Annotated in this window: 27 protein-coding genes and 2 pseudogenes; 5 read left to right on the forward strand and 24 right to left on the reverse strand. The window is 53.5% G+C overall.

What is annotated here, in order from left to right; genetic code table 11:
• Positions 1-3: 3 nt before the first annotated feature.
• The 3 genes from E0L35_RS15030 to E0L35_RS15040 all read right to left on the reverse strand — a co-directional run bounded on the left by E0L35_RS15030 (position 4) and on the right by E0L35_RS15040 (position 1,349).
• Positions 4-438 carry a hypothetical protein gene (locus E0L35_RS15030; protein ID WP_212751688.1) on the reverse strand — a complete coding sequence of 145 codons (435 nt, stop codon included), beginning with the start codon at positions 436-438 and terminating at the stop codon, positions 4-6.
• 94 nt (positions 439-532) lie between these two features.
• Complete coding sequence (locus E0L35_RS15035; protein WP_035537911.1) at positions 533-724, reverse strand: hypothetical protein; 192 nt, start codon at positions 722-724, stop codon at positions 533-535.
• Positions 725-758: 34 nt separating this feature from the next.
• Entirely contained in the window at positions 759-1,349 is a 591-nt protein-coding gene (locus E0L35_RS15040; protein WP_138800717.1) for a type III secretion protein, read from the reverse strand.
• 166 nt (positions 1,350-1,515) lie between these two features.
• Between E0L35_RS15040 and E0L35_RS15045 the strand changes: the two genes are divergently transcribed.
• Positions 1,516-2,331 carry a tetratricopeptide repeat protein gene (locus E0L35_RS15045; protein WP_138800718.1) on the forward strand — a complete coding sequence of 272 codons (816 nt, stop codon included), beginning with the start codon at positions 1,516-1,518 and terminating at the stop codon, positions 2,329-2,331.
• Between the two features lie 5 nt (positions 2,332-2,336).
• On the opposite strand, the gene E0L35_RS15050 is transcribed toward E0L35_RS15045, so the two are convergent.
• The 9 genes from E0L35_RS15050 to E0L35_RS15085 all read right to left on the reverse strand — a co-directional run bounded on the left by E0L35_RS15050 (position 2,337) and on the right by E0L35_RS15085 (position 10,428).
• Positions 2,337-2,777, reverse strand: a complete 441-nt coding sequence (locus E0L35_RS15050) for a hypothetical protein (RefSeq protein WP_051051799.1) — start codon at positions 2,775-2,777, stop codon at positions 2,337-2,339.
• Positions 2,778-2,794: 17 nt separating this feature from the next.
• Positions 2,795-4,090, reverse strand: a complete 1,296-nt coding sequence (locus E0L35_RS15055) for a type II and III secretion system protein family protein (protein ID WP_138800719.1) — start codon at positions 4,088-4,090, stop codon at positions 2,795-2,797.
• Positions 4,091-4,169: 79 nt separating this feature from the next.
• Positions 4,170-6,335 carry a type III secretion system export apparatus subunit SctV gene (sctV, locus tag E0L35_RS15060; protein ID WP_171051160.1) on the reverse strand — a complete coding sequence of 722 codons (2,166 nt, stop codon included), beginning with the start codon at positions 6,333-6,335 and terminating at the stop codon, positions 4,170-4,172.
• A complete protein-coding gene (locus E0L35_RS15065; protein ID WP_051051801.1) occupies positions 6,332-6,694 on the reverse strand; it encodes a hypothetical protein in 363 nt (120 codons plus the stop codon). The genes sctV and E0L35_RS15065 overlap by 4 nt, the downstream gene beginning before the upstream one ends.
• Positions 6,691-7,104, reverse strand: coding sequence for a hypothetical protein (locus E0L35_RS15070; protein ID WP_027958386.1), 414 nt, complete (start codon positions 7,102-7,104; stop codon positions 6,691-6,693). The genes E0L35_RS15065 and E0L35_RS15070 overlap by 4 nt, the downstream gene beginning before the upstream one ends.
• A gap of 16 nt (positions 7,105-7,120) precedes the next feature.
• The gene (locus E0L35_RS15075) at positions 7,121-8,077 is read right to left on the reverse strand and encodes an EscD/YscD/HrpQ family type III secretion system periplasmic domain-containing protein (protein WP_027958387.1); all 957 of its coding nucleotides are present in this window, start codon (positions 8,075-8,077) and stop codon (positions 7,121-7,123) included.
• Positions 8,078-8,247: 170 nt separating this feature from the next.
• Positions 8,248-8,415 carry a hypothetical protein gene (locus tag E0L35_RS26295; RefSeq protein WP_162836275.1) on the reverse strand — a complete coding sequence of 56 codons (168 nt, stop codon included), beginning with the start codon at positions 8,413-8,415 and terminating at the stop codon, positions 8,248-8,250.
• Positions 8,416-8,734: 319 nt separating this feature from the next.
• Positions 8,735-9,412, reverse strand: coding sequence for a thioredoxin domain-containing protein (locus tag E0L35_RS15080; protein WP_138800721.1), 678 nt, complete (start codon positions 9,410-9,412; stop codon positions 8,735-8,737).
• A 101-nt stretch (positions 9,413-9,513) separates the two neighbouring features.
• Positions 9,514-10,428 carry a cation diffusion facilitator family transporter gene (locus tag E0L35_RS15085; RefSeq protein ID WP_009286094.1) on the reverse strand — a complete coding sequence of 305 codons (915 nt, stop codon included), beginning with the start codon at positions 10,426-10,428 and terminating at the stop codon, positions 9,514-9,516.
• Between the two features lie 240 nt (positions 10,429-10,668).
• On the opposite strand from E0L35_RS15085, the gene E0L35_RS15090 reads away from it, so the two are divergent.
• Positions 10,669-11,523, forward strand: coding sequence for a sensor domain-containing diguanylate cyclase (locus E0L35_RS15090; RefSeq protein ID WP_138800750.1), 855 nt, complete (start codon positions 10,669-10,671; stop codon positions 11,521-11,523).
• Between the two features lie 245 nt (positions 11,524-11,768).
• Here E0L35_RS15090 and E0L35_RS15095 read toward each other — a convergent pair whose 3' ends face one another.
• From E0L35_RS15095 to E0L35_RS15115, 5 genes are all read right to left on the reverse strand, one after another.
• A complete protein-coding gene (locus E0L35_RS15095) occupies positions 11,769-12,764 on the reverse strand; it encodes an isoaspartyl peptidase/L-asparaginase (RefSeq protein ID WP_138800722.1) in 996 nt (331 codons plus the stop codon).
• On the reverse strand, positions 12,761-13,558 hold the full coding sequence (locus tag E0L35_RS15100; protein ID WP_027958391.1) for an amino acid ABC transporter ATP-binding protein: 798 nt from the start codon (positions 13,556-13,558) through the stop codon (positions 12,761-12,763). Before E0L35_RS15100 ends, E0L35_RS15095 begins: the two co-directional genes overlap by 4 nt.
• Positions 13,555-14,655, reverse strand: a complete 1,101-nt coding sequence (locus tag E0L35_RS15105; protein ID WP_223828073.1) for an amino acid ABC transporter permease — start codon at positions 14,653-14,655, stop codon at positions 13,555-13,557. Before E0L35_RS15105 ends, E0L35_RS15100 begins: the two co-directional genes overlap by 4 nt.
• 9 nt (positions 14,656-14,664) lie before the next feature.
• Positions 14,665-15,822, reverse strand: coding sequence for an ABC transporter permease subunit (locus E0L35_RS15110; RefSeq protein ID WP_027958393.1), 1,158 nt, complete (start codon positions 15,820-15,822; stop codon positions 14,665-14,667).
• A 131-nt stretch (positions 15,823-15,953) separates the two neighbouring features.
• Entirely contained in the window at positions 15,954-16,988 is a 1,035-nt protein-coding gene (locus E0L35_RS15115; protein ID WP_138800724.1) for an amino acid ABC transporter substrate-binding protein, read from the reverse strand.
• Between the two features lie 293 nt (positions 16,989-17,281).
• Between E0L35_RS15115 and E0L35_RS15120 the strand changes: the two genes are divergently transcribed.
• Positions 17,282-18,160 carry a LysR family transcriptional regulator gene (locus E0L35_RS15120; RefSeq protein ID WP_081742569.1) on the forward strand — a complete coding sequence of 293 codons (879 nt, stop codon included), beginning with the start codon at positions 17,282-17,284 and terminating at the stop codon, positions 18,158-18,160.
• On the opposite strand, the pseudogene E0L35_RS26670 reads toward E0L35_RS15120, so the two are convergent.
• Positions 18,159-18,543: pseudogene (locus E0L35_RS26670) on the reverse strand (integrase core domain-containing protein); the annotation flags it as partial. The gene E0L35_RS15120 and the pseudogene E0L35_RS26670 overlap by 2 nt on opposite strands.
• Before the next feature lie 383 nt (positions 18,544-18,926).
• On the opposite strand from E0L35_RS26670, the gene E0L35_RS15130 reads away from it, so the two are divergent.
• Entirely contained in the window at positions 18,927-19,412 is a 486-nt protein-coding gene (locus E0L35_RS15130) for a hypothetical protein (RefSeq protein ID WP_022521385.1), read from the forward strand.
• 141 nt (positions 19,413-19,553) lie between these two features.
• On the opposite strand, the gene E0L35_RS15135 is transcribed toward E0L35_RS15130, so the two are convergent.
• Positions 19,554-19,946 carry a histone-like nucleoid-structuring protein, MvaT/MvaU family gene (locus E0L35_RS15135; protein ID WP_027958395.1) on the reverse strand — a complete coding sequence of 131 codons (393 nt, stop codon included), beginning with the start codon at positions 19,944-19,946 and terminating at the stop codon, positions 19,554-19,556.
• A gap of 180 nt (positions 19,947-20,126) precedes the next feature.
• Between E0L35_RS15135 and E0L35_RS15140 the strand changes: the two genes are divergently transcribed.
• Positions 20,127-20,363, forward strand: a complete 237-nt coding sequence (locus E0L35_RS15140; RefSeq protein WP_138800725.1) for a hypothetical protein — start codon at positions 20,127-20,129, stop codon at positions 20,361-20,363.
• 166 nt (positions 20,364-20,529) lie between these two features.
• Here the strand turns inward: E0L35_RS15140 and E0L35_RS15145 are convergent, their stop codons facing one another.
• From E0L35_RS15145 to E0L35_RS15160, 5 genes and pseudogenes are all read right to left on the reverse strand, one after another.
• The gene (locus tag E0L35_RS15145; RefSeq protein ID WP_138800726.1) at positions 20,530-21,288 is read right to left on the reverse strand and encodes a hypothetical protein; all 759 of its coding nucleotides are present in this window, start codon (positions 21,286-21,288) and stop codon (positions 20,530-20,532) included.
• 115 nt (positions 21,289-21,403) lie between these two features.
• Positions 21,404-21,550: pseudogene (locus E0L35_RS26675) on the reverse strand (IS30 family transposase); the annotation flags it as partial.
• Positions 21,551-21,737: 187 nt separating this feature from the next.
• The gene (locus tag E0L35_RS15150) at positions 21,738-22,187 is read right to left on the reverse strand and encodes an integrase core domain-containing protein (protein WP_171051161.1); all 450 of its coding nucleotides are present in this window, start codon (positions 22,185-22,187) and stop codon (positions 21,738-21,740) included.
• A 345-nt stretch (positions 22,188-22,532) separates the two neighbouring features.
• A complete protein-coding gene (locus E0L35_RS15155; RefSeq protein ID WP_138800728.1) occupies positions 22,533-23,411 on the reverse strand; it encodes an SMP-30/gluconolactonase/LRE family protein in 879 nt (292 codons plus the stop codon).
• Between the two features lie 18 nt (positions 23,412-23,429).
• Complete coding sequence (locus E0L35_RS15160; protein WP_138800729.1) at positions 23,430-24,356, reverse strand: 3-keto-5-aminohexanoate cleavage protein; 927 nt, start codon at positions 24,354-24,356, stop codon at positions 23,430-23,432.
• Position 24,357: the final 1 nt, after the last annotated feature.

Consider the following 24,357-nt stretch of genomic DNA (forward strand, 5'->3'; position numbering starts at 1 on the left):
GTGTCATTGGCCTTTTAGCAAGGTATTCGCCGACCCCGAAACCTGAGTGGCGCCGCGAACGATCATGGTGGTTTCGATGGAGTGATCAAAAACACGCCCCAGCGATTCGACGACTTGCGCCAGCTTGTCATCCCCCAAGGCGGGTGGCGTGTCGCCAGCGTCGGGCACGCTCTGGGGCATCACCTGAGCTAAACGATCAGGTGTTTGCACATCGGGAGTCTTAGCCTGCTGAGCGAAGTTATTGACTCGGTCAATAAAGCCATCAAGGTTGTTGAGCAGACTTGACCCCAGCTCACTGGGGCTGGCCCCCGATAAAGATGAACCGGCTTGCTGTGTCATATGTTCGAAAATATTCTGTGATGCCAACGTATCGGCGCTAACCTCTGGCATGGGTGTCGGAGTTAGCGCACCGCTGCCCGGTGGTGTCGCGGGAGTCATCATTCACCTCGTCGCAATAGCTCCTTACAGAACAGAGCCCGCCGCATAGAATGAGAAAGGCGCGAACACCGCGGTTGGGGTCGCGCCCTCGTCATTACTCGTCGGACTGTGCTTCCTTGAGAATATTGTTCATCATCGGCATCAGAATCATCTGCCCGCCGACCTTGACCATTCCCTCTACCATTGTTTCCTGCAGCTTCGCGTTATCGACGGCGTCGTCGAAAGCCTGGGAATCGGGGAGTGACTCTGTTGCCGGGTTACTACTGCTGACGGGATCGATAGCCATGGACTGCCTCCTGTGGGTTTCATCGCTTGCTCACTCACGAGCCAGGCGGCTGGGCCACACTGCCTCGAAAGACCTCAACTTCAGCGGGGATCGACGGCGCACTCGGCTGGCGCAACGCGTCGACCCGTTGGGCTATGTCCGCTATCCAGGCGGGTGGCCCCATCACTTCAAGACTGTCGTGCTCTGCATTAATCATTGCGCTCAACGGCTTGCCGACCTGTGCCTGGGTAATCTCCGCGCGCAGGCGTGGTACATCGACATCCGTGAGTTCAAACCTCCGGCGGCTCAGCTCCTGTCGGGCGGCGACATGCAGTACGTAGCCATCGTAAAACCATCCCAGGCCATTGGATTCGCAGACCTGTTCGAGGAACTCGCCAGCGGTGCTGGCGCGGATATCACCACGCACCTCGCCATCCACCGCGTCGCTGACCTCAACGGGCAGGGACAGGTTGCGACCAAACTCCTGCAACACATCACGCACGCTTTGCTCAATCACAATGTAGCGATATTCACGATCCGCCCAAGGCGCCTCGGCGGCCAGCGTGGGGCTGTCTGGCAAACAACAACCGAGCACCAGCATCACAAGATGGCCCAGCCAGGGGTGCTTCCACCTATCTGCCATCATCCTACCCACCCCCCGATGACAGTTGAGTGACCGGCAATCTGTCTTTTTGAGTTTTTGCCCTTCTGGGGTAAACACGCATCACGCTTCATCCATATCCCTGCTGCCCCAAGCCTGGTTTCTCCGGTACACTGATTTTCATTTCCTAACCCTCTGGACTGAGTCACGGATGAAGGAATTTTGTACGTTTTTGCCCAGCATGAGCCGGCCTGCACTCGTCGCCGGGCCAAGCCTGATACTGAGCCTGCTACTGTCAGCCTGCGCTGCGACGCCTGTCGAGATCGATGAAGGTCGCCTGCTAAACTTGGCCAAAGATGTCGATCAGCAAGGCGACCATGCGACCGCCGCCGCGATGTACGAGCGCGCCCTGGAGCAGAACGGCCCCTCCGCAGATATTCAGGTTCGCCTGGGCAATGCACTGCTTGCCAGTGGCGAGCCCCAGGCAGCCGCTGAGGCGTTTCGTGCCGCGCTTGCCGAAGACATCCACTTCGCGCCAGCATTACTCGGCCTCGGAACGGCCCAACTGCGCCTAGGTCAACCGGAAAGCGCCCTGCGCAACCTTTCCCTGGCGGCGCCCGAATTGGACAGCGTGGCAGCCTGGAGCCGTCTTGGCGCCGCCCAAGCGCTGGCCGGTCAGCCCGCCCGAGCGGCCAGTGCGTTTGCTAACGCCGTAGCGCTCGAGCCGCGTGATCTCGACGCTCAGGCCAACCTGGCGCTAGCCGAAGCGTTAGCCGGCGAAAATACCCAGGCCATCGCGAACATGCAGCGCATTACGGGCTCCCCGCTGGCAGAGGAACGCCATTTCCGCAACCTGATTCTTGTGCTGGTACTGGCCGGGCGTAGCGATGAGGCACAGCAAGTCGATATCCCCGACCTATCAGCGGCCAACCGCCTTTCCCTGATAGCCAGTGCCGAGCACATAGCAACGCTGCCCGATGCCGCCGCTCGCGCCCGGGCACTCGGGTTGGCATCAGCCTCTAACTAATACCGTCACAGATCACTGGTAGTGGCGTTGGTGCCCATGGCATTGCGCGCTTCCTGCTCCAATAGCGAACGACGCTGGTTGGCACGTTCGCGGCCGTTTAGATACTCATTCGCGGCATCTGCTACCGGCGCCCCCATGGCGGGCCCCATTGCTCTTCCCCTTACCAAATCTTGTGGCTCAACGATCATCTGCTGCAGATTGAAGTCGTTGGCGCAGCCGGGTGGCAGCCCGACTCGCTCTGCATCGTCAGGCCCAGCCTGGCAGAGACGCGGCATGATCGTTGCTTCATGGGGGGCGTTAGTCGCCGCGGCAGTCGTCACTTGACGGTACCCGGTATCCCAGCCCATCGGCCCCATCGAGGACTGGCAGCCGGCCAGCAGCAACGCCACCAAACAGAGCCCAAGGCGTGAAGCCGTACGCGTCCAATAGGTAAATAGCTGCGACATGCAAACGTTGCCTCTACTCATTGCAGATAGAATCCGAATGGGTCATCTTCGAGTTGGGGATTACGGCTGACCTGTGCCCGATCCAGCGGCATTCTGGGTACCGGCGCGGAGGATGGCGCCACCAGATAGGGGGTGATCAGGATGACCAGCTCGGTCTCGTTACGCTGAAAACGTCGTGATCGAAATAGATTGCCCAGAATCGGCATATCACCGAGGAGCGGGATTCGTTCGATCTGGTTGCTCGCCTGGCGTTGAAACAGGCCGGCGATAGCAAAGGTCTGCCCGCTACCCACCTCGACTACGGTATCGGCGCGCCGAACTTGAAGCGACGGAACGTCATAGCCACCAATACGGACACTATCGCTGGCAATGCTGCTGACTTCGGGGCGGACTTCCATCGAGATGCGGCCGTTAGGCAGTAGCGTTGGCGTGCTCAGCAGCGAGACACCGAACTGTTTGTACTCGATACCCACCAGTTCGCTGTTAACCGGTACCGGTATAGGAATCTCGCCGCCAGCAAGGAAGCTCGCCGTCTGCCCTGAGACGGTGGTGATGTTGGGTTCGGCGAGGATCTGCAGCAGATTGTTCTGCTGTAGCGCCTGGAGTAAACCGTCGATGCTATCGGTACCCCCACCGATAGGATTGGGGGCGATATTGCTGGTGAGCACACCGAAAGAGAACGAGCCGTTGTTGATCAGCGTATTCCAACTGACTCCATAGCTGAGCAGTTCATCCCGGGCGACTTCGGCGAAGCGCACCCGAATGTTGATCTGAGTGGCGCCGTCGTAAGTCGAGCGATTGATGCTACCGCCGGCCGGCGCCTGGGCATCAAGGGTCGATTGCGTGGCCATGGCGCTCTCGACCGTGGGGCTGCTGCCCTCGGCCACCAGTTGGTTGCCCGCCATACGCAAGTGGATCTGGCTGTCACCGTCGATATCCCGTAGCGCCTGAGAAGCCAACGCACTATCGTCGCGAATCTGCAGCCGCAACGAGGCTTGGCTCTGCTCGTCGGCCCCCAGCGCGATAAGGTTGGTGTCGCCGGCCTGTTTGCCGAAGAGATAGATGACGCCGGAAGAAACCACCTGCACATCGGCAACTTCAGGGTTAGCGACGAACACCGACGCAACGTCCTGGTCGAAGCGCAGGATACGCCCCTGCCCGGTCTCCAGCGTCATCGCACCTCCGGAAGCGTCCACGGAAACATCAGCGCTGGCAGTAATTACCGCGAACCACAGCAGTAACGCCCATACCCAAAGCGTCGAATTCCGGACAGCCTGGGGAGGGTTTCTATCGGCGGGTTTTATGCTGATCACGGTTGTTCTTCATCCCTGTTGTAGCGATTTGCATGGGTGCTGAATCATCGACGCACGGCGCCATTGTTTCGCAAGCGTGTTACAACTTGGCGGTTGTTTCCGTTTCCCGGCGTGGAACCGGTTTGGGCAGGCGTATCTGAGCAATTGCTTGCAGGCTGAATTCCGGTGCGATCTCCTGCCAGGCCATGACCGGAAGATCGATATCGTGCTGTTTTAGCCACTGCTGCAGCGCGGCACGCACGTCGCTTGCCGCTACTACCACTGGCTGAAGGTCGCTATCGAGCGCCTCAAGTTGCTGCTGGAACCAGCCGTTCAAGGCCCGCGAAAGCGGTGCCGGCATGCCGCTACGGACGGGCTGGTTCTCACTATTTCGCTGGGCGGTACGCAGGGCCTCTTCCAACGGTCGGGTCGCGATCCAGGCAGGCAGAACCCGATCGCTGCGGGCATGGCGGTGACTGATCTGCCGCGCCATGGCAAGGCGTATGCGGTCGCTCAGCCGAGCGCTGCTCGACTCTTGCGGCCCCCAGGCCACTATGGCTTCAAGAATAGTGCGCATGGCTCGAACCGGAACGCCCTCACTGACCAAGCGACGTAAAATCTCGGCGATTTTCTGTAGCGATACCACCCGAACGGCCTCGGTCACCAGCTCGGCATAGTGTGTTTCCATCTTGTAAAGCAGGGCACGCGCCTCTTGAATCCCCACGAACTCCCCGGCGTAACGCGTTAGCGTGCGCTCAAGACAGCGCTCCAGCACCTGATCCAGCGTGCGATAGCGAATCCCGGCTTCCGTCAGCGCTGAAGTCGCCTCATCAGGAAGCCATTGCCAACTGCCGCGGCCAACGAGCGCTGGTTGCGTGAAGGCGGTCAACTCAAGCAATTCCAAAACATCGGCATCGTCGTCGAGCAGTACTGAAGAGTCTGGTAGTTCACCGTTGAGCACCGGCACTTCATCCAGCTCAATGGCGAAGCGCTGGTCGCTGAGGGCGGGTTCCAGGCGTAGTCCGACCTGAGGAATGGCAATTCCCAGATCGCGTTCAACACCTTCGCGGGTGGCCTGAACGCTTTCACGTAGTAAGTCGAGTGATAACTTATCGACAAGCCCTGCAGCCAGGCAGAGCATCACGCGGTACTGGCGTGGATCGTCGGCGGCATTGGGCGGTGGTGCTTCGTTCATCGCCTCATTCACGGCGTTGATCTCCGCGGCTGGGGGCGCTGAGATGACTTCGGACTGCGCTGCTTGCTCCGTCTCGGCATCGGCCGTCTGGCGACGGCGATGCAGGAAAAAGGCAGCTAAGCCCAGCAGTGCTGACAACGTCAGAAAGACGGTCGATGGGAAGCCCGGCACGAAGGCCGCGCAGAACAGCACCGCCGACGTCAAACCAAGTGCCTTGGCGTTGCTGCCAAGCTGGCCGACAATCTCACTGCCCAAATCGCTGGCGTTATCGGAGCTAACGCGGGTCACCACGGTACCCGCGCCAACCGAAATCAGTAATGCAGGGATCAGTGCGATCAGGCCGTCGCCGACGGTCAACAGCGAATAGGTTTCCACCGCCGTGCCGAAGGGCATGTCGTGCTTGAGCATGCCGATCGACAGCCCACCGATAAGATTGACGAACAGAATCACCAAACCAGCAATGGCATCGCCCTTAACAAACTTCATCGCCCCATCCATGGCACCGTAGAGCTGGCTCTCGCTCTCCAGCAGCGAGCGTCTGCGACGGGCTTCAGCGGGTTCGATGTCGCCGTTTCTCATGTCGTTGTCGATGCTCATCTGCTTGCCGGGCATGGCATCAAGAGTAAAACGCGCCGCCACTTCCGCTACGCGCTCCGAGCCCTTGGTAATCACCAGAAACTGGGCCACCGTAATGATCAGGAAGACCACCATGCCGATGACCACTTCGCCGGCGATAACGAAATTGCCAAAGGCGGAAACGATCTGGCCGGCGTCACCCTCTAGTAGAATCAGTCGGGTAGTAGAGATCGACAGCGCCAACCGGAACAGTGTGGCAAGCAGAATGATCGGCGGCAGCGAGGAGAATTCCACCGGATGCGAGATATAGAACGCCACCACTAGAATCAGAAGGCTGAAACCGATATTGATACCAATCAGGGTGTCGACCATTGCCGTCGGCAGCGGGATGATCATCATCACTACTGCAAGCACCATGAAAACGGCGATGATCACGTCACTGCGCTGGGACGCCTGACGAGCCAGGGTATTGAGACGGCCGAGGAGCTTATTCATGTAACGGGCTCTCCCTGCCGGGATTCCGGGTGACGCCGCCGCTCGAGATACTCTCGCCATAGGCGACGAGCGGTATCACGTTCGCCGTTAATCCAGTGGGCGCGGCTACGCAAGAGTTGCATGGCGTCATCCTGTTCACCGGCGGCCTCGAGCCGGTCGAGCACATTGAGCGCACGCTGACCGTTGCCGCTGGCAAGGAACCCCTGGCACAGCGCCTGCAGCACGCCGGTGTGATTCGGTGCCATGCGTGTCGCGATAAGCAGCAATATCAACCCGCGCTGTACCTGACCACTTTTGAGATAGAGGTGTCCCATCAAATGCAGTAGGTCGACGGCATCGCGATCAGCGGTATCGCTCATGGCACGCTCTCCTGATCGGCGATGTTGTCCAGCGGCAGCGCGCTTGCTTCACTCATCCGCCCTTCCCATGCCTGGCGCCAATCAATCTCTTCACCGATCACCTCCTTCGCCAACGCCATGATCTCATCATCGGCGTCCAGCGAAGGTAGAACGTTGTCAGCTACGTGTTGGAGCAGCTCGATGCTGCGAAGGTTAGCGTAGCTGGCAGGATCAATGGCCTCCGGGCGTGCGAGTGCTTCGAGGCGCTCAGTCCACGCCGGGCGGTTTGAGCCACGTTGCCGGGCTTCGCTGGCAGCGTGTGTGAACGTATCGTCCTGCTGCGGCGGTTTCTCAACGACGCTAGGCTTGACGGGATCAATGCCAGCGACGTGATAACGATCCCTTGGAACAAGACGATCAGTGATCTTCATAGCGATATACGCCGGATTATAGTGTCAGGGCGAACTGGTCATCGCCACGGCTCAACAGCACTCGATCCGTTTCGATAGCGGAAATAACCCAGCCAGACGACAGCGACGCGCCTGGATAGAGGCGCTGTCCACGAGCGTCGATCACGTACGGGTTCTTGCCTAACCATACGGCCTGCAACTGCAGGTCGGGTCGAACCGGGGCCTCGCGCTGTTTGACTTCATTCAGCAATACATTATGGCTGCCGTAATGTTGGTCGAACCAACGCTGTGTGGCATTCCAAGCGCCCACCTGGTCGGGGTCGTAGTGACCGGAGACGCTGATATAGTCGCCACTGTCGGCAACCTCCAGCGATGCAAGCCCGGCTTCCGCCAGGCGCTCACGCAGTGCTTGAACCGGGCTCGGGCGAACCTCATCCATCACTGGGGGAGTACTCTGAGCAGTGTCCATCATGTGCTGCTCATCGAGCATTGCCGTGACTGGATGATAGCCAATGTTGGCGTCGGCTTGATTGACATCGATGAACTCATAGAAAGCCAGTACTCCCAGCGTTACGACTAGTGCGGCAAGCGTGGCACTGCGATTTAGCCACTTACGCCAACGCACAGGAACTGTCGGCAGCCCAGGGAATATGGCAGGCGCTGGGGGGCGTGAAAGCTCGAGTGCCACGTCGTTGAAATGGAGCTTCGCTGGCAATTCACAGCGCAAACCAGTGCCCTGGCTGACACTACGACCATTAATGGTGATGTCGCCACCAAGCGCCTCGATAGCGATATAACGACCATAGAATCTCAACACAATATGGTGTGGCGCAGTGCCCGGATCGCCGAGCATGACATCAGTAGAATCGTCGCTACCGATACAGCAGACCGGCTCAGTGAGCGTAATGGAGGCACCACGATGCAAGCCTGCGATAACCTTGAGCGTCGTAACGGCTTCGCGTACCGACGCTGAAGCTGAGGTGAATAAAGTCATATACTTAACTCGCCGTGTCGTACGAAGCTTGGAGGGGCTCTTCCGTCGAATGTCTCGATACAGGGGCATTCATCCGGGCGAGGTTTTGAAATCTCTACCGTCCAGGAATGCGTGGACAGGAAACGACAACAAGGCCGCGAGCGACTGACGCCGCCCGCGACTTCCGAGCATCAGTTTTGCGGACGCTGCTTGGTAGCGTCGAGCTCGGTTTTCTTCTCTGTCGTGACTTTGGTGATTTCTGCGGACTTCTCGATCGCCTGATCGAACACTGCTTTCATGTCGGCGATTGCGGAATCAGCACCGCCACCCGCATTATCTACTGAGGGAGTATCGGCCATTTTACTGCTCCTTAATCCAGAGAGATGTCGTTCGAATGATGCGCCTATGACGCCAAAGCTGAAGCCGTTCGATCGTTCTTTCGACGTTGTTTCGTAAGGAGGAAGACGATCCAACATTAAGCAGATTGCGGGTATTAAGTGACGAGGCGATGTCAGTAAAATGAAAGTTGAATGATTTGCCTTATTGTCTTGTGGCGAATACAACGCCGATTGGGCAGTCAATTTGGCCGCGTTTACCCCAAAAATAGGTGCTCTCGCCAACCGCCCTCGACCAGCGCGGGGCTTAAACTCATAAGCCCTATCAGCAACCAGCGCTGATTCATTGGGCTTTTGCTTCTTCAGATATCTCCTCGATTTCACTCTTTACGACATCAATCAGCTCCTGCATACCAAAGGGTTCTAGCAGCTCACCGTTGACAAAAAAGGTTGGCGTCTGGCGAATCTGATTCGTTTTGACGTCTGCCATGTCTTGGTCAATCACCGCTTGCACCTCAGCTGAGTTGAGTTGCTCCTCAGCGGCAGCTCGGTCAAGACCGGCTTGGCTGGCAATCTCCAAGATAGCTGATTCATCGAAACGGCCATGAGATGCCCATTGATCCTGACGAGAGAGCAGAGCTTCGAGTACCGGTTCGAATACGTCCTGGTGTCGAGCGACTTCCAGCACGCGTATGGCCGTATCAGAAACCTCACCGTGGAAAGGTGTGTAGCGCACGATTAGCTGCACTTGCTCAGGATAGGTTTCCAGAATACTTTTGGTGAGAGGATAGAAAGCACGGCAGGCTTCGCAGGCCGGGTCGAAAAATTCCACAATGGTTATAGGTGCCTCTTGCGGCCCCAGGATCGGTGAGTGTGAACGCACCAAGGAGCTCTCGGCCTGTCCAGCATCCTCACTCGCCGCCTCAGCTTGCATGTCCAATAGTGCAGGTTTCAATACCACCACGATGGCAGCTGTCAGCATCAACGTACCCGCAAGCATTAAAGTCGCTTTTTTGAACATTTTTCTCTCTCGATTTCAGTGATTATTTGGCAAATTAGGCCAAGATTTGATTGCACAAACCAAGCTAAATGACTGCCTATGTATACCAGCGTGAGCGTGTATTACTCATGCCCATAGAGGTTGGCATCCTGATGTGCGTGATCAATATGCTCAAACTCTAAGCTGGAATGGACAATGTTGAAGCGCGTTTTTAACTGCTCTTTGATCTCTGTCTTAATTGCCTCAAGCTGCTGCCAGCCTGCTTCCGTAATGACCACGTGGCAGTCAAGGGCGGCCATGTTTTCCTGCATCTGCCATAGGTGCACATGATGAATATCGTGGACACTTTCGACACCACGCACGGCTTCAATGACGAGTTGACCGTTAATATCTGGGGGAGAGCCCAGCATCAGTGTGCGGATAGGCCCCCCAATCTCCGAAAAGGCGAGGTAAAGGATATACAGCGCAATACCTATCGTAATCGCAGGGTCTACCCAGCGCATGTCGTAGAGCAGAATTAATGAACCGCCGATAATCACAGCGATGGAGGCGAACGCATCAGACAGGTTATGCAGAAAAAGGGCGCGAATATTGACGCTACCTTTTTGCATTGACCAAGTAAGCATGGCGGTGAGGGCATCGACAACAAGAGCGACGCCACCGATGATAACGACCAACCAACCCTGGATCTCTGGCGGTTCAATCATGCGCATGGCGCCTTCGTAAATCAGATAGAGGCCAACGAGAATGAGCGTAGTGTAGTTAATCAGTGCTGCCACTATCTCTATTCGGCCATAGCCGAAGGTCATTTGCGCATCGGCGGGCCGTCTTGCGATCTTGCGCGCAGCAAAGGCAATAACAAGCGCCGCCATATCAGAAAAATTATGCAGCGCATCAGCGATCAGCGAGAGGCTGCCCGCCATAATACCGCCGACGATCTGGGCGATGGTTAATAAGCCATTTGCCCAAATGGAAATACTGACACGTCGGTCGCCAGAGGCAGGATCAATGTGGGGATGATCATGATGATGTCCCATATATAAACCTCGTTAAGTTTTTTCATTCCCGGTACTATAAAACCTCTAGTAACTAAAGCTTCAACCCCTGAATGTCGTCCGTTGGCACTCGCCCCGGGAGGGCAAAGCCTACCCTGGCGATGGCCGATACGCGCTTGTCATTACGGGAGTGACCTTTCCCCCAAAATTTCCAGAATTCTTTATCGTCCACTTCGCGATTGCTCTATAGTCGAGGAACGCTAACCGGATTATCCCTTGTCTATGACCGTTGACCTGCAAGCCCTTTACCCCAAACTGATTCACCTGATGCTGGACACCGTCTTCGTGGTCGATAAAGACAACCAGATCGTCTTCGTGAGTGATGCCTGTGAGTCGCTGCTCGGTTACCTTCCTCAAGAGTTGATCGGCACTCTAATCACGAACTACATGCACCCTGACGATTTAGCGGCCACGCGGGACTCCATTGTTCGTGTGATGAGCGGTAAGCCCCATATTGATTACCGCAACCGCTATATCCGCAAAGACGGCGGTATCGTGCATATCCTGTGGTCTGCCCGCTGGTACGAAGCAGAGGAAGTGCGGGTCGGTGTAGCGCGCAACGTCATAGCGCTTATGCAGGCCGAGGAAGAGTTACGCTACCTCGCCCACCATGATCCACTGACAAAGTTGACCAACCGAGCGCTCTTCTATGACCGCCTTACCTTGGGCCTGAGCATGGCCCATCGCTATCAGAACAACCTGGCATTGCTATTTCTGGATATTAACGACTTCAAAAGCATCAACGATATTCATGGACATGCGGCGGGTGACCGGGTGCTCTGCACGGTAGCAAGACGATTGGAAGGCTGTGTACGCGAGACGGACACGGTGGCCCGCATGGGCGGTGATGAATTCACGGTGCTGTTAACGGACATCAAGTCAGCGCACGCTGTGACAGAAAAGGTGGAACAGATTCTCACGGTCATGAACGAGCCACTAGGTGCTGAATTCGGCGAGGTCAAAATGCCATCCTGCAGCATCGGCGTGGCCTGCTACCCCGCCGACGGGGAAGACGCCGATACCCTGCTGAGCCGTGCTGACAGCCATATGTATCAGATCAAAAGGCGCAGCCGTTAGCGGGTGATGAACCACCGAAGGAAATCGACTACAACAAGCAGCGGCGGCAGAGATGATCAGCCCGGAGGCTTTTGAAGCCCGGATAATCGCTTAAACCAATGTCTATCGTTGCTGGAGAAGAATGACAGAGCAAAGGACTGAGGAACGAACACCGTAGGTGCTTCACTTATTGATTGAGTTCCAGATTATAGCCAAGATGGTAGGAAGCCATTGGCTTCCCAACCTCTTTTTCCCTTAATATCCGATTAGCCATGCACTCGGTCGTCTTCTGCATAAATCGCAGTGTGAAGCTGACCGTAATCATCCCTCCACGCCCGATACATGCCAGGTGTATTGAAGCTCAACTGGGTTTTTCCATTCGGTGACACGGCGATAACGCCACCCTGTCCTCCTAACGTTTTTAGCTCCTGATGGACGACTTCGTCACAGGCCCTATGAAGATCGCGGCCAGCAAAGCGCATGCGGGCGGCTATGTCATGCCCTACTACAGCACGCATGAAGTATTCACCGTGCCCTGTCGCCGATATCGCTGCACTACGGTCGTCTGCCCAAGTGCCCGCGCCAATAATCGGCGTGTCGCCTATACGTGAGTAACGTTTATTAGTGATGCCGCCGGTCGATGTGGCGGCTGCGACATGACCATGGCTATCAAGAGCAACAGCCCCTACGGTGCCAAATTTATGTCCCGAGTTATCATTTACCGCAGTTTCTTCAATATGGTGATCAGCGTGGCTTGGTTCGAGACTGGGGGCTGTTGAGCTAGAGCGGTTGCCCTGCCATTGACGACGGCGTAGCTCGGTATCAAACCAATCATTGGCTACTTGAGGCTGATTCTGCTCACGCAAGAAACGATCGGCGCCTTCTCCAGCCAACATGACATGATCACTGTGCTCCATAACAGCACGAGCTCCACGGATCGGATTACGGACATAATGAGCACCCGCAATGGCACCTGCACTCCGATCAGCTCCGTTCATTATAGCAGCATCCATTTCATGAATGCCGTCTGCAGTGAACACAGCACCTTTACCTGCGTTGAACCAGGAACACTCTTCCAGCGACACGACACAGGCCTCAACTGCATCCAGACTGGTGCCACCTGCTGCCAGTATCCGGTGGCCAGCATCAATAGCTTGGCGCAAGGCCTCATGAATCGCGTCCTCATCCTGAGGCGACAACAAGCCGGGGGTTAGCACACCGGCGCCACCGTGAATCGCAATGGCGATAGGGGGCTTATTCATGCAGCAGTTACTCCATGGTCGAGAATCTGTGTCAGGAATCGCTTGGTACGGGCTGACTGAGGGGTATCAAAGAACTGCTGCGGTGGAGCTTCTTCAACGATTTCGCCCTGATCCATAAAGACAACACGGTCGGCGACGCGCCGCGCGAACCCCATTTCATGAGTGACGCACAGCATGGTCATGCCATCATTGGCAAGATCCACCATTACCTCCAGTACTTCAGCAATCATTTCGGGATCTAGTGCCGAAGTAGGTTCGTCAAAGAGCATTATTTTTGGCCGCATACACAATGCTCGAGCTATAGCGATACGCTGCTGCTGGCCACCTGAGAGTTGGCCAGGATATTTATTGGCGTGCTCTCGCATCTGAACACGATCCAGAAGAGACAGCGCATACTCAATCGCCTCCGCCTGGGGAACCCTCAAATTCGCAGTTTGAGGCAGCGTACAATTCTTGAGTACGCTCAAGTGGGGAAAAAGATTGAAATGCTGAAAACACATCCCGACGTTGCGCCGGATCCGTTGCAGGCGCTTACGGTTTTCATCCAGCGTTTCTCCTAGCACGGTCAGAGACCCTTGCTGATGCCGTTCCAACTGATTGACGCAGCGAATCAACGTTGATTTTCCAGACCCCGAAGGCCCACAAACCACAATACGCTCGCCACTGGTTACCTTGAGAGAGATGTTTTTTAGCGCGTGGAAGTCGCCATACCACTTGTTGAGATTGTCGATGCTAATCGCAGTAGTGTCGTGGTTAGCTGATACTGTGCTGCTGAATTGGGATGCAGTACTCATGAGCGACTCTTTTCCATTTGTTTTTCCAAATGTCGCGCGTAGCGAGACAACGTGAAGCAGATCGTAAAAAAGAATAAGGCTAGGAAGAGGTAGACCTCATGCTCGAGTCCGAGCCATTCAGGAGCTGCTGTGGTACTCATCGCGATACCGACGACATCAAGCACGCCGACCACCACGACGAGGGTGGTTTCTTTGAAGAGACCAATGAACTGGGTAAGCAATGGAGGTATGGTGTTACGTAAGACCTGCGGCAGAATGATCAGCCCCATCGTTTTCCAATAGGAAAAACCCAGGGCTTTTGCGGCTTCATATTGCCCACTTGGCATGCCCTGCAGGCCGCCACGAATGGTTTCTGCCATATAGGCCGCAGTGAACATAATCAACACGATCAGCACGCGCAGGAAAATGTCGATGGTCATCCCTTCGGGGAATAGCAGTTGGATCATGAGCGACGCCATAAACAGCAGCGTGATCACCGGTACCGAGCGCACGAGCTCGATATAAAGTACTGAAAGTAGTTTGATCACCGGCTTATTAGAGCGTCGACCGAGGGCAAGCAGAATCCCCATCGGCAGAGCGAATAGCATGCCGATTACGCCAAGAAATACGGTAACCAGAATCCCTGCAAATTTCGTTGAGGAGACCTCGGGCAGGCCAATACCACCCTTTAGAAGCCACCACATCAAAAACGGAAGAACGATTAGGTATCCCAACACCCAGCGGCGATCAATTTGCTTGATATACAGCAAAGGCAAGATTGCCGCTGCTAGACCGAACGCGATATTGACGCGCCAAATTTCGGTATCAGGATAAAACCCATAGACAAATAGCTCGATACGTTGTGTCACTGGTAGCCAGCAGGCTCCGCCACCGACACAATCGGCCTTGCTGTCGCCAACAAAGGTAGCGGAGAACAGCAACCAATCCAGTGCGAGCGGAGTGAACCATACCAATAGCGCCAATGTGATCAGGCTCAAACAAGACTGAAATGGAGTAGGGAAGAGTTGCGTCTTGATCCATCGAGTCACTTGATGCCCCAAAGGATGGTGAGGTGGTACTTGTACACCGCTATGACTTTGTGTAGCTGATACGGTCATCATCGCTCCTTAACCGTGGGTGCGCAGGCTGATGCGGTAGTTGTAAATATTCATCAGCAGCGATGTAATGAGGCTAATAGCGCAGTAGGTAGCCATCACTAAGGCAATGCATTCGATCGCCTGGCCAGTTTGGTTAAGCGTTGTGCCTCCCGTGGCAGACACTAACTCCATGTAGCCTACGACCACGCCCAAAGAAGAATTCTTAATGATATTGAGATAGGTGCTGGTGACTTGGGGAACCATTGGGTAAATTGCTTGGGGTACGATCAGACGCAGCATGGTAGGCATTTCAGAGAAGCCTAAGGCGCTGGCTGCTTCGTACTGGCCGCGTGAAACAGACTGAATCGAGCCCCGCACGATCTCGGCAATATAGCTCGCGCTATAAAAGGAGAGCGCTAACCAAAGAGCCAGTAGCTCGGGTGGTAAGTTGACCCCACCTGCAAAGCCAAAACCTCGCGAAACCGGCACATCCCATTGCCAGGAACTACCAGTAAAGAGGTATACGAGTATCGGAACTGCGATGGCACCGGCCAATATCGCTGGCCACACTGGAGGGCCAAATCCCTTCCATTGTAAACCTGCTCGATAACGTGCAATCAGTGCGTAACCGAGGACAGCGCCTCCGATGATAGACACGACTCCCCAGCCGACTAAAGAACCATCGGATGCCCATGCAACGGTCAACCCACGGTTGCTAAGAAAGGCACCATCCTGAAAAGAGATCGCTTGGCGAACATTAGGGAGGGCCAGCATAAGCCCGTACCACCAAATCAAATGCACAATGAGTGGCACGTTTCTGAGGAACTCAACTGCTAGGTGACTAAGACGCCCAAGCAGCCAATTTTCAGAAACGCGGCATACACCAAGGAAGACACCAATAATCGTCGCGAAAACAATACTCAATACTGAAACAAGTAATGTGTTGAGAAGCCCTACTGCATAAGCACGCAAATAGGTATCATTCGGGCTATAGTCAATCAGTTGGAAGCTAATCGCATAGCCAGCCCGCTCTTGAAGAAAACCGAATCCCGAGGCGATGCCTAAAGCATCAATATTCGCACTGGCATTAGTGATCAGCACATAGAAAGCAACAGCAACAACGGCTAACACAATACACTGCTGTAATGCGCTGAGTACGCGGGCGTTATGAACAATCTTGGTCCACATAAGTGTTACCTGTTGTTAGGCCGTGTGATGACGAAATAGCAGTTGAGACATGAGAGGCAAGACAAGGGCGGCCTGATAGCCTTATTGTTCGAACGCCCCAGTCAGTCAATGCCTACTAAGTAGGCACAGAGTTATCGAACGGGAGCAGCGTAGAGGATGCCATCATCGCTCCACAGACGATTAAGCCCGCGCTCGAAATTCAGTGGAGTATCGGGACCGACATTGCGATTGAAGATCTCTTCATAGTTCCCGACCTGTTTGATGGCCTGGTATGCCCATGCATCATCCAGCCCGAACTTCTCTCCAATATGACCATCGCTGCCAAGCAGCCGCGCAACGTTGGGGTTGTCAGAATTATTGCGCATTTCTTCGACATTCTCTGACGTCACGTCGAGCTCTTCAGCATTCATCAATGCGAAGGCTGCCCAGGTAACAATATCGCGCCATTGAGCATCACCCTGAGGGACATAAGCACCCAAAGGCTCCTTTGAGATGGTTTCGGGTAGAAGGGTAAAGGCATCTGGATCAGCAAACTGTGTTCGCCTTGACGCAAGGCCACTCATATCGTTGGTGATGGCATCACAGCGGCCATGCTGAAAGGCGTTATACAATTCAGTGCTCTTCTCGATCACCACAGAGCTATAACTCATGTCGCGACGACCAAAGTAATCCTCAAGATTTTGCTCGGAGGTAGTGCCGGGAGAAAGGCAGAAGACAGCCCCATCGAGCTCTTCGATAGTGCTAACACCGAAGTCGGCATGCGTCATTACACCTTGGCCGTCATAAAACCAAGGTGTTGTGAAATCAACCCCGAGGTTGGCGTCACGCGAAGCTGTCCAGGTAGTAGCGCGAGCCAGCACATCCACCTCTCCTGAGGCGAGTGCAGTAAATCGGTTTTTCGCCGTAGTGATCACGAAATCGACCTTACTGGCATCACCGAGTACCGCTGCGGCCACGCTGCGACAGAGATCGACATCCATCCCACCCCATTCACCGTCATCTGTTAGATGAGAGAAACCTGCCTTATCGCTGCTGACACCACAGCGCAGTGTGTCGCGGGATTTCACATCTTCGAGCAGACTTGCTTGAACGCTGCCCATCATGGAGATACCAACACTTAGAACACTGTAGACTGCGCATTTTTTCAATAAGAGTGGTTTTTTCATATCTTTATCCTTGTTTCGTCAAGATTTTAATCTGACTTATTATTGATATTGCTTTGTTTCTTCTCAATAACTCTACTCCCCCTAAGAATCGGTCGCGAGTGCTGACTGATCGCCATTCTTGCACCCAGTATCTAATATACGGATAGCCTAATATTAAAGATGCCCGCTAATCTGGCACACTAGCTACCAGTTCCAGTGCAGTTCTCAAGTAATATTGGTTAGCAATTTTATTGAACTTCCGCATATGGCTTACAAACAGAGACTGCTATCCCTAAGGTCTATCTGGAGACGACATGGACATTACTTGGTACCAAGATTTTCTAGCACTTGCTGAAACGGGCAAGTTCACAGCTGCTGCAAGCTTAAGGCAATGTTCACAATCGACTTTAAGTCGCAGAATTCAGTTGCTGGAAAATCACCTAGCCACACAGCTTTTTGATCGACGTGTCACACCTATTCGCCTGACCCCATCTGGTAAAGCGCTCACGCCTACTGCGTCTGAGTTAGTACGGCTTTCTCAAGAATGCGAACAGAGTGTAAGAGTACTTGACCACCCTTTGACCTTTGCATCGTTGCATACGCTTGCCTGCAACTTCTTTCCACAATGGATATCCCAGTACTCCACTCTAGACGAACCATTATTTACACGGATCGATACAGGGCATAAAAGTACCGAGAATTATTACATGTCACTTGTGTCTGGGCGCAGCGACTTTATTCTGTTCTACCGTGACACTGAATCGGAGCGGTATTTTCAGCGCGATGACTTTGAAGTGCTCTCGCTAGGAACAGAAGAGCTTTATTGGGTAGGCACACCGGAGATGGCCAAATTGTGCCAACAGTCTCATGGCACTATTCCTTGGCTCACTTATGCCAGATCGGCTCAATTACATGAATTATCGCGACCTCAAGTAGCTCGGCATCCTGAACCAAATCGCCTAAAAAGAACCTTCGAAGCTACTGTATCAGAAGCGCTCAAGCCTATGGTTTCGTTAGGGATGGGCATCGCCTGTATGCCACATAACATGATAGCTCCTCTAGTCGAGGAAGGCCGGTTGGTTAGACTATACCCCGATATGCCCTCGAATCATTTAGAGATAATTTTGGTGAGATGGCTAGGTAATCATGATGCAACTGCTGATACTTTCTGGAAGCGTCTTAGCAGCAATTAGTATCGATGACGACCTTGGCGTGATGAGGGCTGGTGAACCAACGCTCGTTCAGACATTCATCTCGAAACCGCCCGTTGAACGATGCTATGTGGGCGTTATGATTGATTTTTCCAGACTCAATTAAAAACAGTGCAACGTCACGCTGATGAGCCCACGTCAACATAGCGCGCCCACAGAATTCCTTTCCATCATCTGTACGAATGGTGCTAGATGGCCCACGCTACACAGCCAGTTGATCCAGAATCTGCGTTAATGACAGCCCATAGCATGCTCGGGCACGATGGCCATGCTTCATGGGTATCGTCGTCGACAACGGTTAAGTTCTTTATCCCTCGTACTTCAGCGGTACGGTCAAATACAAAATCTATTGATCAGACCTGATCAAAGCACAAGAACCTACGAACAGCCATTACGGCTTTATACTACTGCGATAGGGTAGCTATCAGATTACAACCCGTGTGAGGCTTAGCATCTACATCCCCCAGCACCACCGAGGAGAATCACTGCATTAGTAAAGTTAAATTTGCGAGCCCGCTCACTACCACTAATATTAGAAGGCGCCGTCCGAATCACGGCACGGAACTGGGGTATTGTGGTTGCTTGCTGGGGTAGGTGCCCATAGGCCTGCACCCACATGACATGAATTGCTTTAGAGCACTCTATCGGGCAGCAGAGGAAAACCTCTATAGCCTATGTGGTCATCAGTCGCCCTACGCTTATGCTCGGCTTCTAGTTGAGCGGAGCTAAAAAATAAAGGGAAATGGGAATGTTAAAAAACAGCTATTTAATCTCTCGTTCGACCGCCACGGCTCTTTCTCTGCTGCTATCTTCCTCGGCTTTGGCGGATGAGGTGTACAGCGAGACAGCAACCGGTATGGTCGAAGCCGCTGTTCAAGCGATCTGCGAGGGTGATAAAGAAAGACATCTTTCAATGCACCAGCGGAAAATTGAACCCGATCTATATTATGAGGAAAAATTCTCTGCCTTCCATACAGCATGCAGAGATAACGGTATAGCAGATATTGAAACGACATCTGATTTTGATGATGCATTAATGCAAGAGCAAAAGCGTCGATTTCACATTGATGCAAACATCGTCATGGGAGACGGGTCTGTGTACGCAACCACGTTTCGAGTGATTTGGGGGTCGTTCAACGTGCCAGAGGGTAGCAACTCAGTCGAGGCATGGAGATTGGGCGGCCTTAGTAGAGTAGAAGTACCTATCCTCAGGGAAGACCTGTCGCGAAATTAACGAATGGCTGATGGACTTACTCGTTACTTTTCTTTCCCAGCACATCGCTTAAATAATTTTTCGCTCACTGAGCGGGCTCAGTGAGCGTTTTAAAGGGTAACTTTGCCAAGCTGGCGTTGTCACCACTAATAAAAATTAGTCTTATTGCGCGATTTCTTTCACAACCCAACTGACCACTTCTTCATTACCAAATTCAGCCTTCCACTCCTGGATAACTTTGTGATTCCCGCCACGGGTTTCTACTACCTCACCAGTGTGTGGGTTCTTGTATACCTTCAAGGGACGTTTTTTACGCCCATCTGTGCTGCTGGTGCTTACCTTTCCAGCTTTTGCTGGTTTAGAGCGGTAAGATGGGTCAAGCATTTCACATACGTCGCGCGCTAATTTTCCGTGCTCAGTCATAAGTGCTTGTAGTCTTTCTTTGAATTCAAGCTCTGCTTTTAGCTCACTGTTGTTTTCCAGCGCTTGCAGTTCTTCCTGCAGCTGCTTTAACATCTGTTCTTTTTTGAGATAGTTACTCAGTACCGACGCCATAGTCTAAATTCCTATATTTTTAAAATTTAAGGTAACCCTTAAACATATATCTTACGCATTATAGCTTTAATATAGCCATTGAGAAAAGGAAAGCTCAATTTTGATCACTGGGTATGGGACGCGCCAGTTGGCCACAGGGCGGATGCAGGCTCTGAGTGCAACCCCCTCCTTGGATAGTGGATGGCCTTTCATGGTCATTACGGTGCCCACACCTACTCGCCGCTGGTCGCGTCGTTTGCAGAGACTAACGACATGGTGGGCGGCCACCTGAACAGCCTCTGCCTGAACGTTATAAATAGCAGAGATAAGCGCTGCACCTGGGGTATTGATCAATATACCATCACGCCATCGATACGGCTGCGGCAAACCGAAGCTGACAACCCCTGGCTCAAAAACTCTCAATCGACACCCTCATGAATGAGGCGGGCCATTCTCAAAAGGAATGAATTTATTGCTAGAGCCCTGAAACATATGAGCGCTTCAGGCTAGGGGATATGGGGCACGCTATTCAGCGGCATGCAGAAAAGAGCGGCTATTCTAGTTGAAGCTAACCGACTCCAACCTGTCTAATGATTCCCCGTACTTAGGTGAACGGTCGACCATAAGTGACAGCTATATTGGTGCACTTCTCTTCTAGCCCCCACATTTGGGATCTATTTACGGCTCCATACTCATGACGTATCGTGCCCATTGATCCGAGATCCAGCTCTAACTGTTGGCTATCATCCCTTCCTTCAAAATGTTGTCTTATGGGATTGATATACTCCTCTCGTATATTGACGAGCATAGCTACCTCATTGCTTTCTAAAGCTTCCAGCAGTTTTTGATTGCCGGTCGTAATTTCTACTGGAGTCTCCCTTAAACTATTGCTGGTATTTAGTTTTTTAACGAATATATGCTCAAACGCTTCTTCAGACTTACTGCGTATCGTTAACTTCCGGAATGGGAGCGCCGGCTCGACCGTCATGGCCATACTGCATCTAGCGTCGCTATGTATCGTTCCATCTTGTGAAAAAGCGGTTCTCAGCCCGTCTTGGATACCGTAATCTACCAGAATCACGTGTTCTTCCACTTCTAACGCAACGGTATATTCCTGTTCTAACGCCTCAATTTCTTCTCTCTCACTTGGAGATATATCACTCGTTTGATCGAAGCGAAGAGTAAATTTTACTTCCAAGGCTGTATCTTTAGTTTCGATGATAGCTTGCAAAGCTTCTCTTAAAGCGGTTATTTGACTGTCATCAGGGCCGCCAAAAAATGGGGTTTTGAGCACAATTGAGTGCCTATTACTGCTATCTCTTGCGATATCGATATCTTCCGAATCAATACCTTGTTCAGTCATTAGTGCTGTTAGTTCATCATGATAGGCATCAACCCTGAATTCAACTAATAAGTGCAGCGCCTGCGGTTTCTAGTGCTCCTTAGTATTCACACAAGAACACCTGGGCTGGGGTTCGCTATCCCGGTCGCTTTCTTAGTCTATCGTTTAGCTTATTGACGACACTTCGTAGCTCGGCATTGGTCACTTTTCGGAAGTCAGTACCTTTAGGAAAATACTGCCTAATCAGTCCATTGGTGTTCTCATTGGTACCACGCTGGCGTGGCGGGCGGGGTTAGGCAAGATCCCAATCGGGTGAGTATTGAGCAGCGCCCTGTCGAGGTGAAATAGCGTCGCCATATCGGCGATAATCGTCAAGTAAGTTGTCGTCTCTGACTATATGTATGCAGCCTTCTTTTCTGGTTCGTTTACCGTAACACTCAGCTCCCTTTCTGGGTTAAGTGATACTGTCTTCACTGGCGTCCAGTTAAGGGTGTGGCCGCTCCATCGCGCTGGATTGGTGTTGCGTGGGGGGGGGGGACGAGACGGATTCCGCTATGGCGGTGCTCGTGGTTGTACCACTGAACGAAGCCAGCTACCCACTCCCGTGCGGCATCAACATGGGCGAAGCCATTCGTGGGATAACAGGGACGATACTTGTACGTACGGAACAGCGACTCCGAGTAGGGGTTATCGTTGCTGACCCGTGGGCGACTGAACGAGGGGGCGATGCCTAGCTCATGTAGTTTCTCTAGTAACGTGGCCCCCTTAAACGGACTGCCATTATCGGCATGAAGTACCAAGGGTTGATCGACGACCTTCTCGGCCAGCACTGCACGTTCCAGAACCGTGCGGGAGTTATGTGCCGATTCCGCGTGGAAGACTTCCCAGCCGATGATTTTGCGGCTGTAAATATTGAGCATCATGACAAGATATTAATACTCACCTTTGATGGGGCATTATCCCCGCAATTTCCCTTACGACTCATGTTGCACCGATAACCATGTTGCGTTAGCAGCTTCTGGAAGGTGTCCGACGCATACTGGCTTCTTTCCATGCATGTAGGTGGCTAGTGGCGCCTCCAGATCAGTGTCGGACAGAGGTTAGTTCAAACCGAAATAGATCCGCCCCTCGAGGGGCGGATCTGGTGGCAAAGGGTGTATTTAGAGCCCAGTCGGCTCATCTTGTACTGACTCAAAACGTAAGTAATCAGACATGATCCGCGACCGAGCAGAATCCCGCCAGTATAATTGGCCGGTATCCCTGAATCAGCCGCCGAAGCGGGGCTCGGGCACACCCGTCACGCCCAACCCAGTAATGGCGAAGAGACTGCCGCGCTGCACGCCGTCGCTCGGGAAGCGAGGTAGCGGCGGCTTAGCCATAGAGGTAACGTAGAGCACGTCTAGATCGGGTCCGCCGAACTGCACACTCGTCACTTTTTTTACCGGCATCTCGATTTCTCGGTCTAGTGTGCCGTCGGGCGCAAACCTACAGATCCGCCCGTCATAGACCAATGCCATCCAGTAGTAACCTTCGGAGTCCACCGTTGCTCCGTCCGCAGCTCCGCCATTTAACGTATCAACCTTGGCGAAGGTTCGCCGATTAGAAATCTCGCCCGTGGTGATGTCATAGTCATAGGCCCAGACTTCGCCGGTCCAGGTGTCGGTAAAGTAAAAGGTCTTGTCGTCGGGACTGAAGCAGGGTCCATTGGAACAAATGATTCCATCCTCGATCTTGGTCACGGTCATGTCCGGGTCAACGCGGTAGAGTGCCCCCTTCGGACCTTCTTCCATCATATCCATCGACCCGGCAAAGAAGCGCCCCATCCGGTCACATTTTCCATCGTTGATGCGGGTATCCACCAGATTGGACTCAGGATCATGCAACAGCTCGCAGTGGCCGCTTTTGAAATCCAGGAGCCAGAATCCTTTATCGAGTGAAAGTATAGCCCCCTCACCATTCTTGCGAAGCGCCATCGAGCCGATCTTGCCCGGTACGTCCCAAGCTCTCAGATCTGTTCCGTCAGCGGCGCAGCGAAATACCCGACCGTCCATTGAGTCGATAAAATAGAGTCGCTGTTGCTCCACATCCCAGACCGGCCCCTCGCCCAGGGTAGTCTTGACGTCCAGCAATATGTCAATTTGCATATTTCCTCCTCCTCCTCCTCAAAAATTCACCGCATCGTCACCCTTGAGCGAGAGCATCTCTCGCGCTTCATCGGGCGTCGCAATTTCCAGGCCTAGCCCCTCGACGATGCTTCGCGCCTTTACTACCTGCTGGGCATTAGACTCCGCGAGTTTGCTGCGGGAGATCCAGATCGAATCCTCCAGCCCCACGCGGATATTTCCACCCATCGCAACTGCCTGCGTGGCGATACGGAACTGATCTTTACCCGCTCCAAGTACGGACCAGCGGTAATCACTACCAAACAGACGATCGGCGGTGCGCTTCATGTGCATCACATCCTCGGGATGTGTGCCGATTCCGCCCAGAAGACCGAACACCGACTGCACGAAAAAAGGTGGCTTCACCAAGCCTCGGTCAGCGAAATGCGCGAGGTTATAGAGATGCGAAATGTCGTAGCATTCGAATTCAAACCGTGTGCCATTGCCATAGCAGGTTTCGAGCACGTATTCGATATCCTTGAACGAGTTACGAAAGACCAAGTCTCGCGAACCTTCAAGGTGATCTCGCTCCCATTCGTACTTAAATTCCTTATACTTTGCGAGCAGTGGGAAGAAACCAAAATTCATTGACCCCATGTTCAACGAGGCAACCTCAGGCTGCCATTGCGCGGCTGGCTGCACTCGTTCCTGCACGGTCATATAGGGTGAGCCGCCCGTGGTGATGTTCACAATCGCATTGGTAGATTGTTTGATCCGCCCAAGAAATGGCCTGAATGCTTCAGCGGACTGATCGGGTTTGCCCGTTTTAGGGTCACGGGCGTGGAGGTGAAGTATCGACGCGCCCGCCTCTGCTGCAGAGATTGCTGCCTCAGCGATCTCATCAGGTGTAATGGGCAGATGTTCCGACATGGTCGGGGTATGGATTGCGCCCGTCACGGCGCAAGTAATAATAACCTTGTTGGGCATG

It is taken from the genome of Halomonas sp. ATBC28, assembly GCF_005937175.1.
GTDB lineage: Bacteria > Pseudomonadota > Gammaproteobacteria > Pseudomonadales > Halomonadaceae > Vreelandella > Vreelandella titanicae.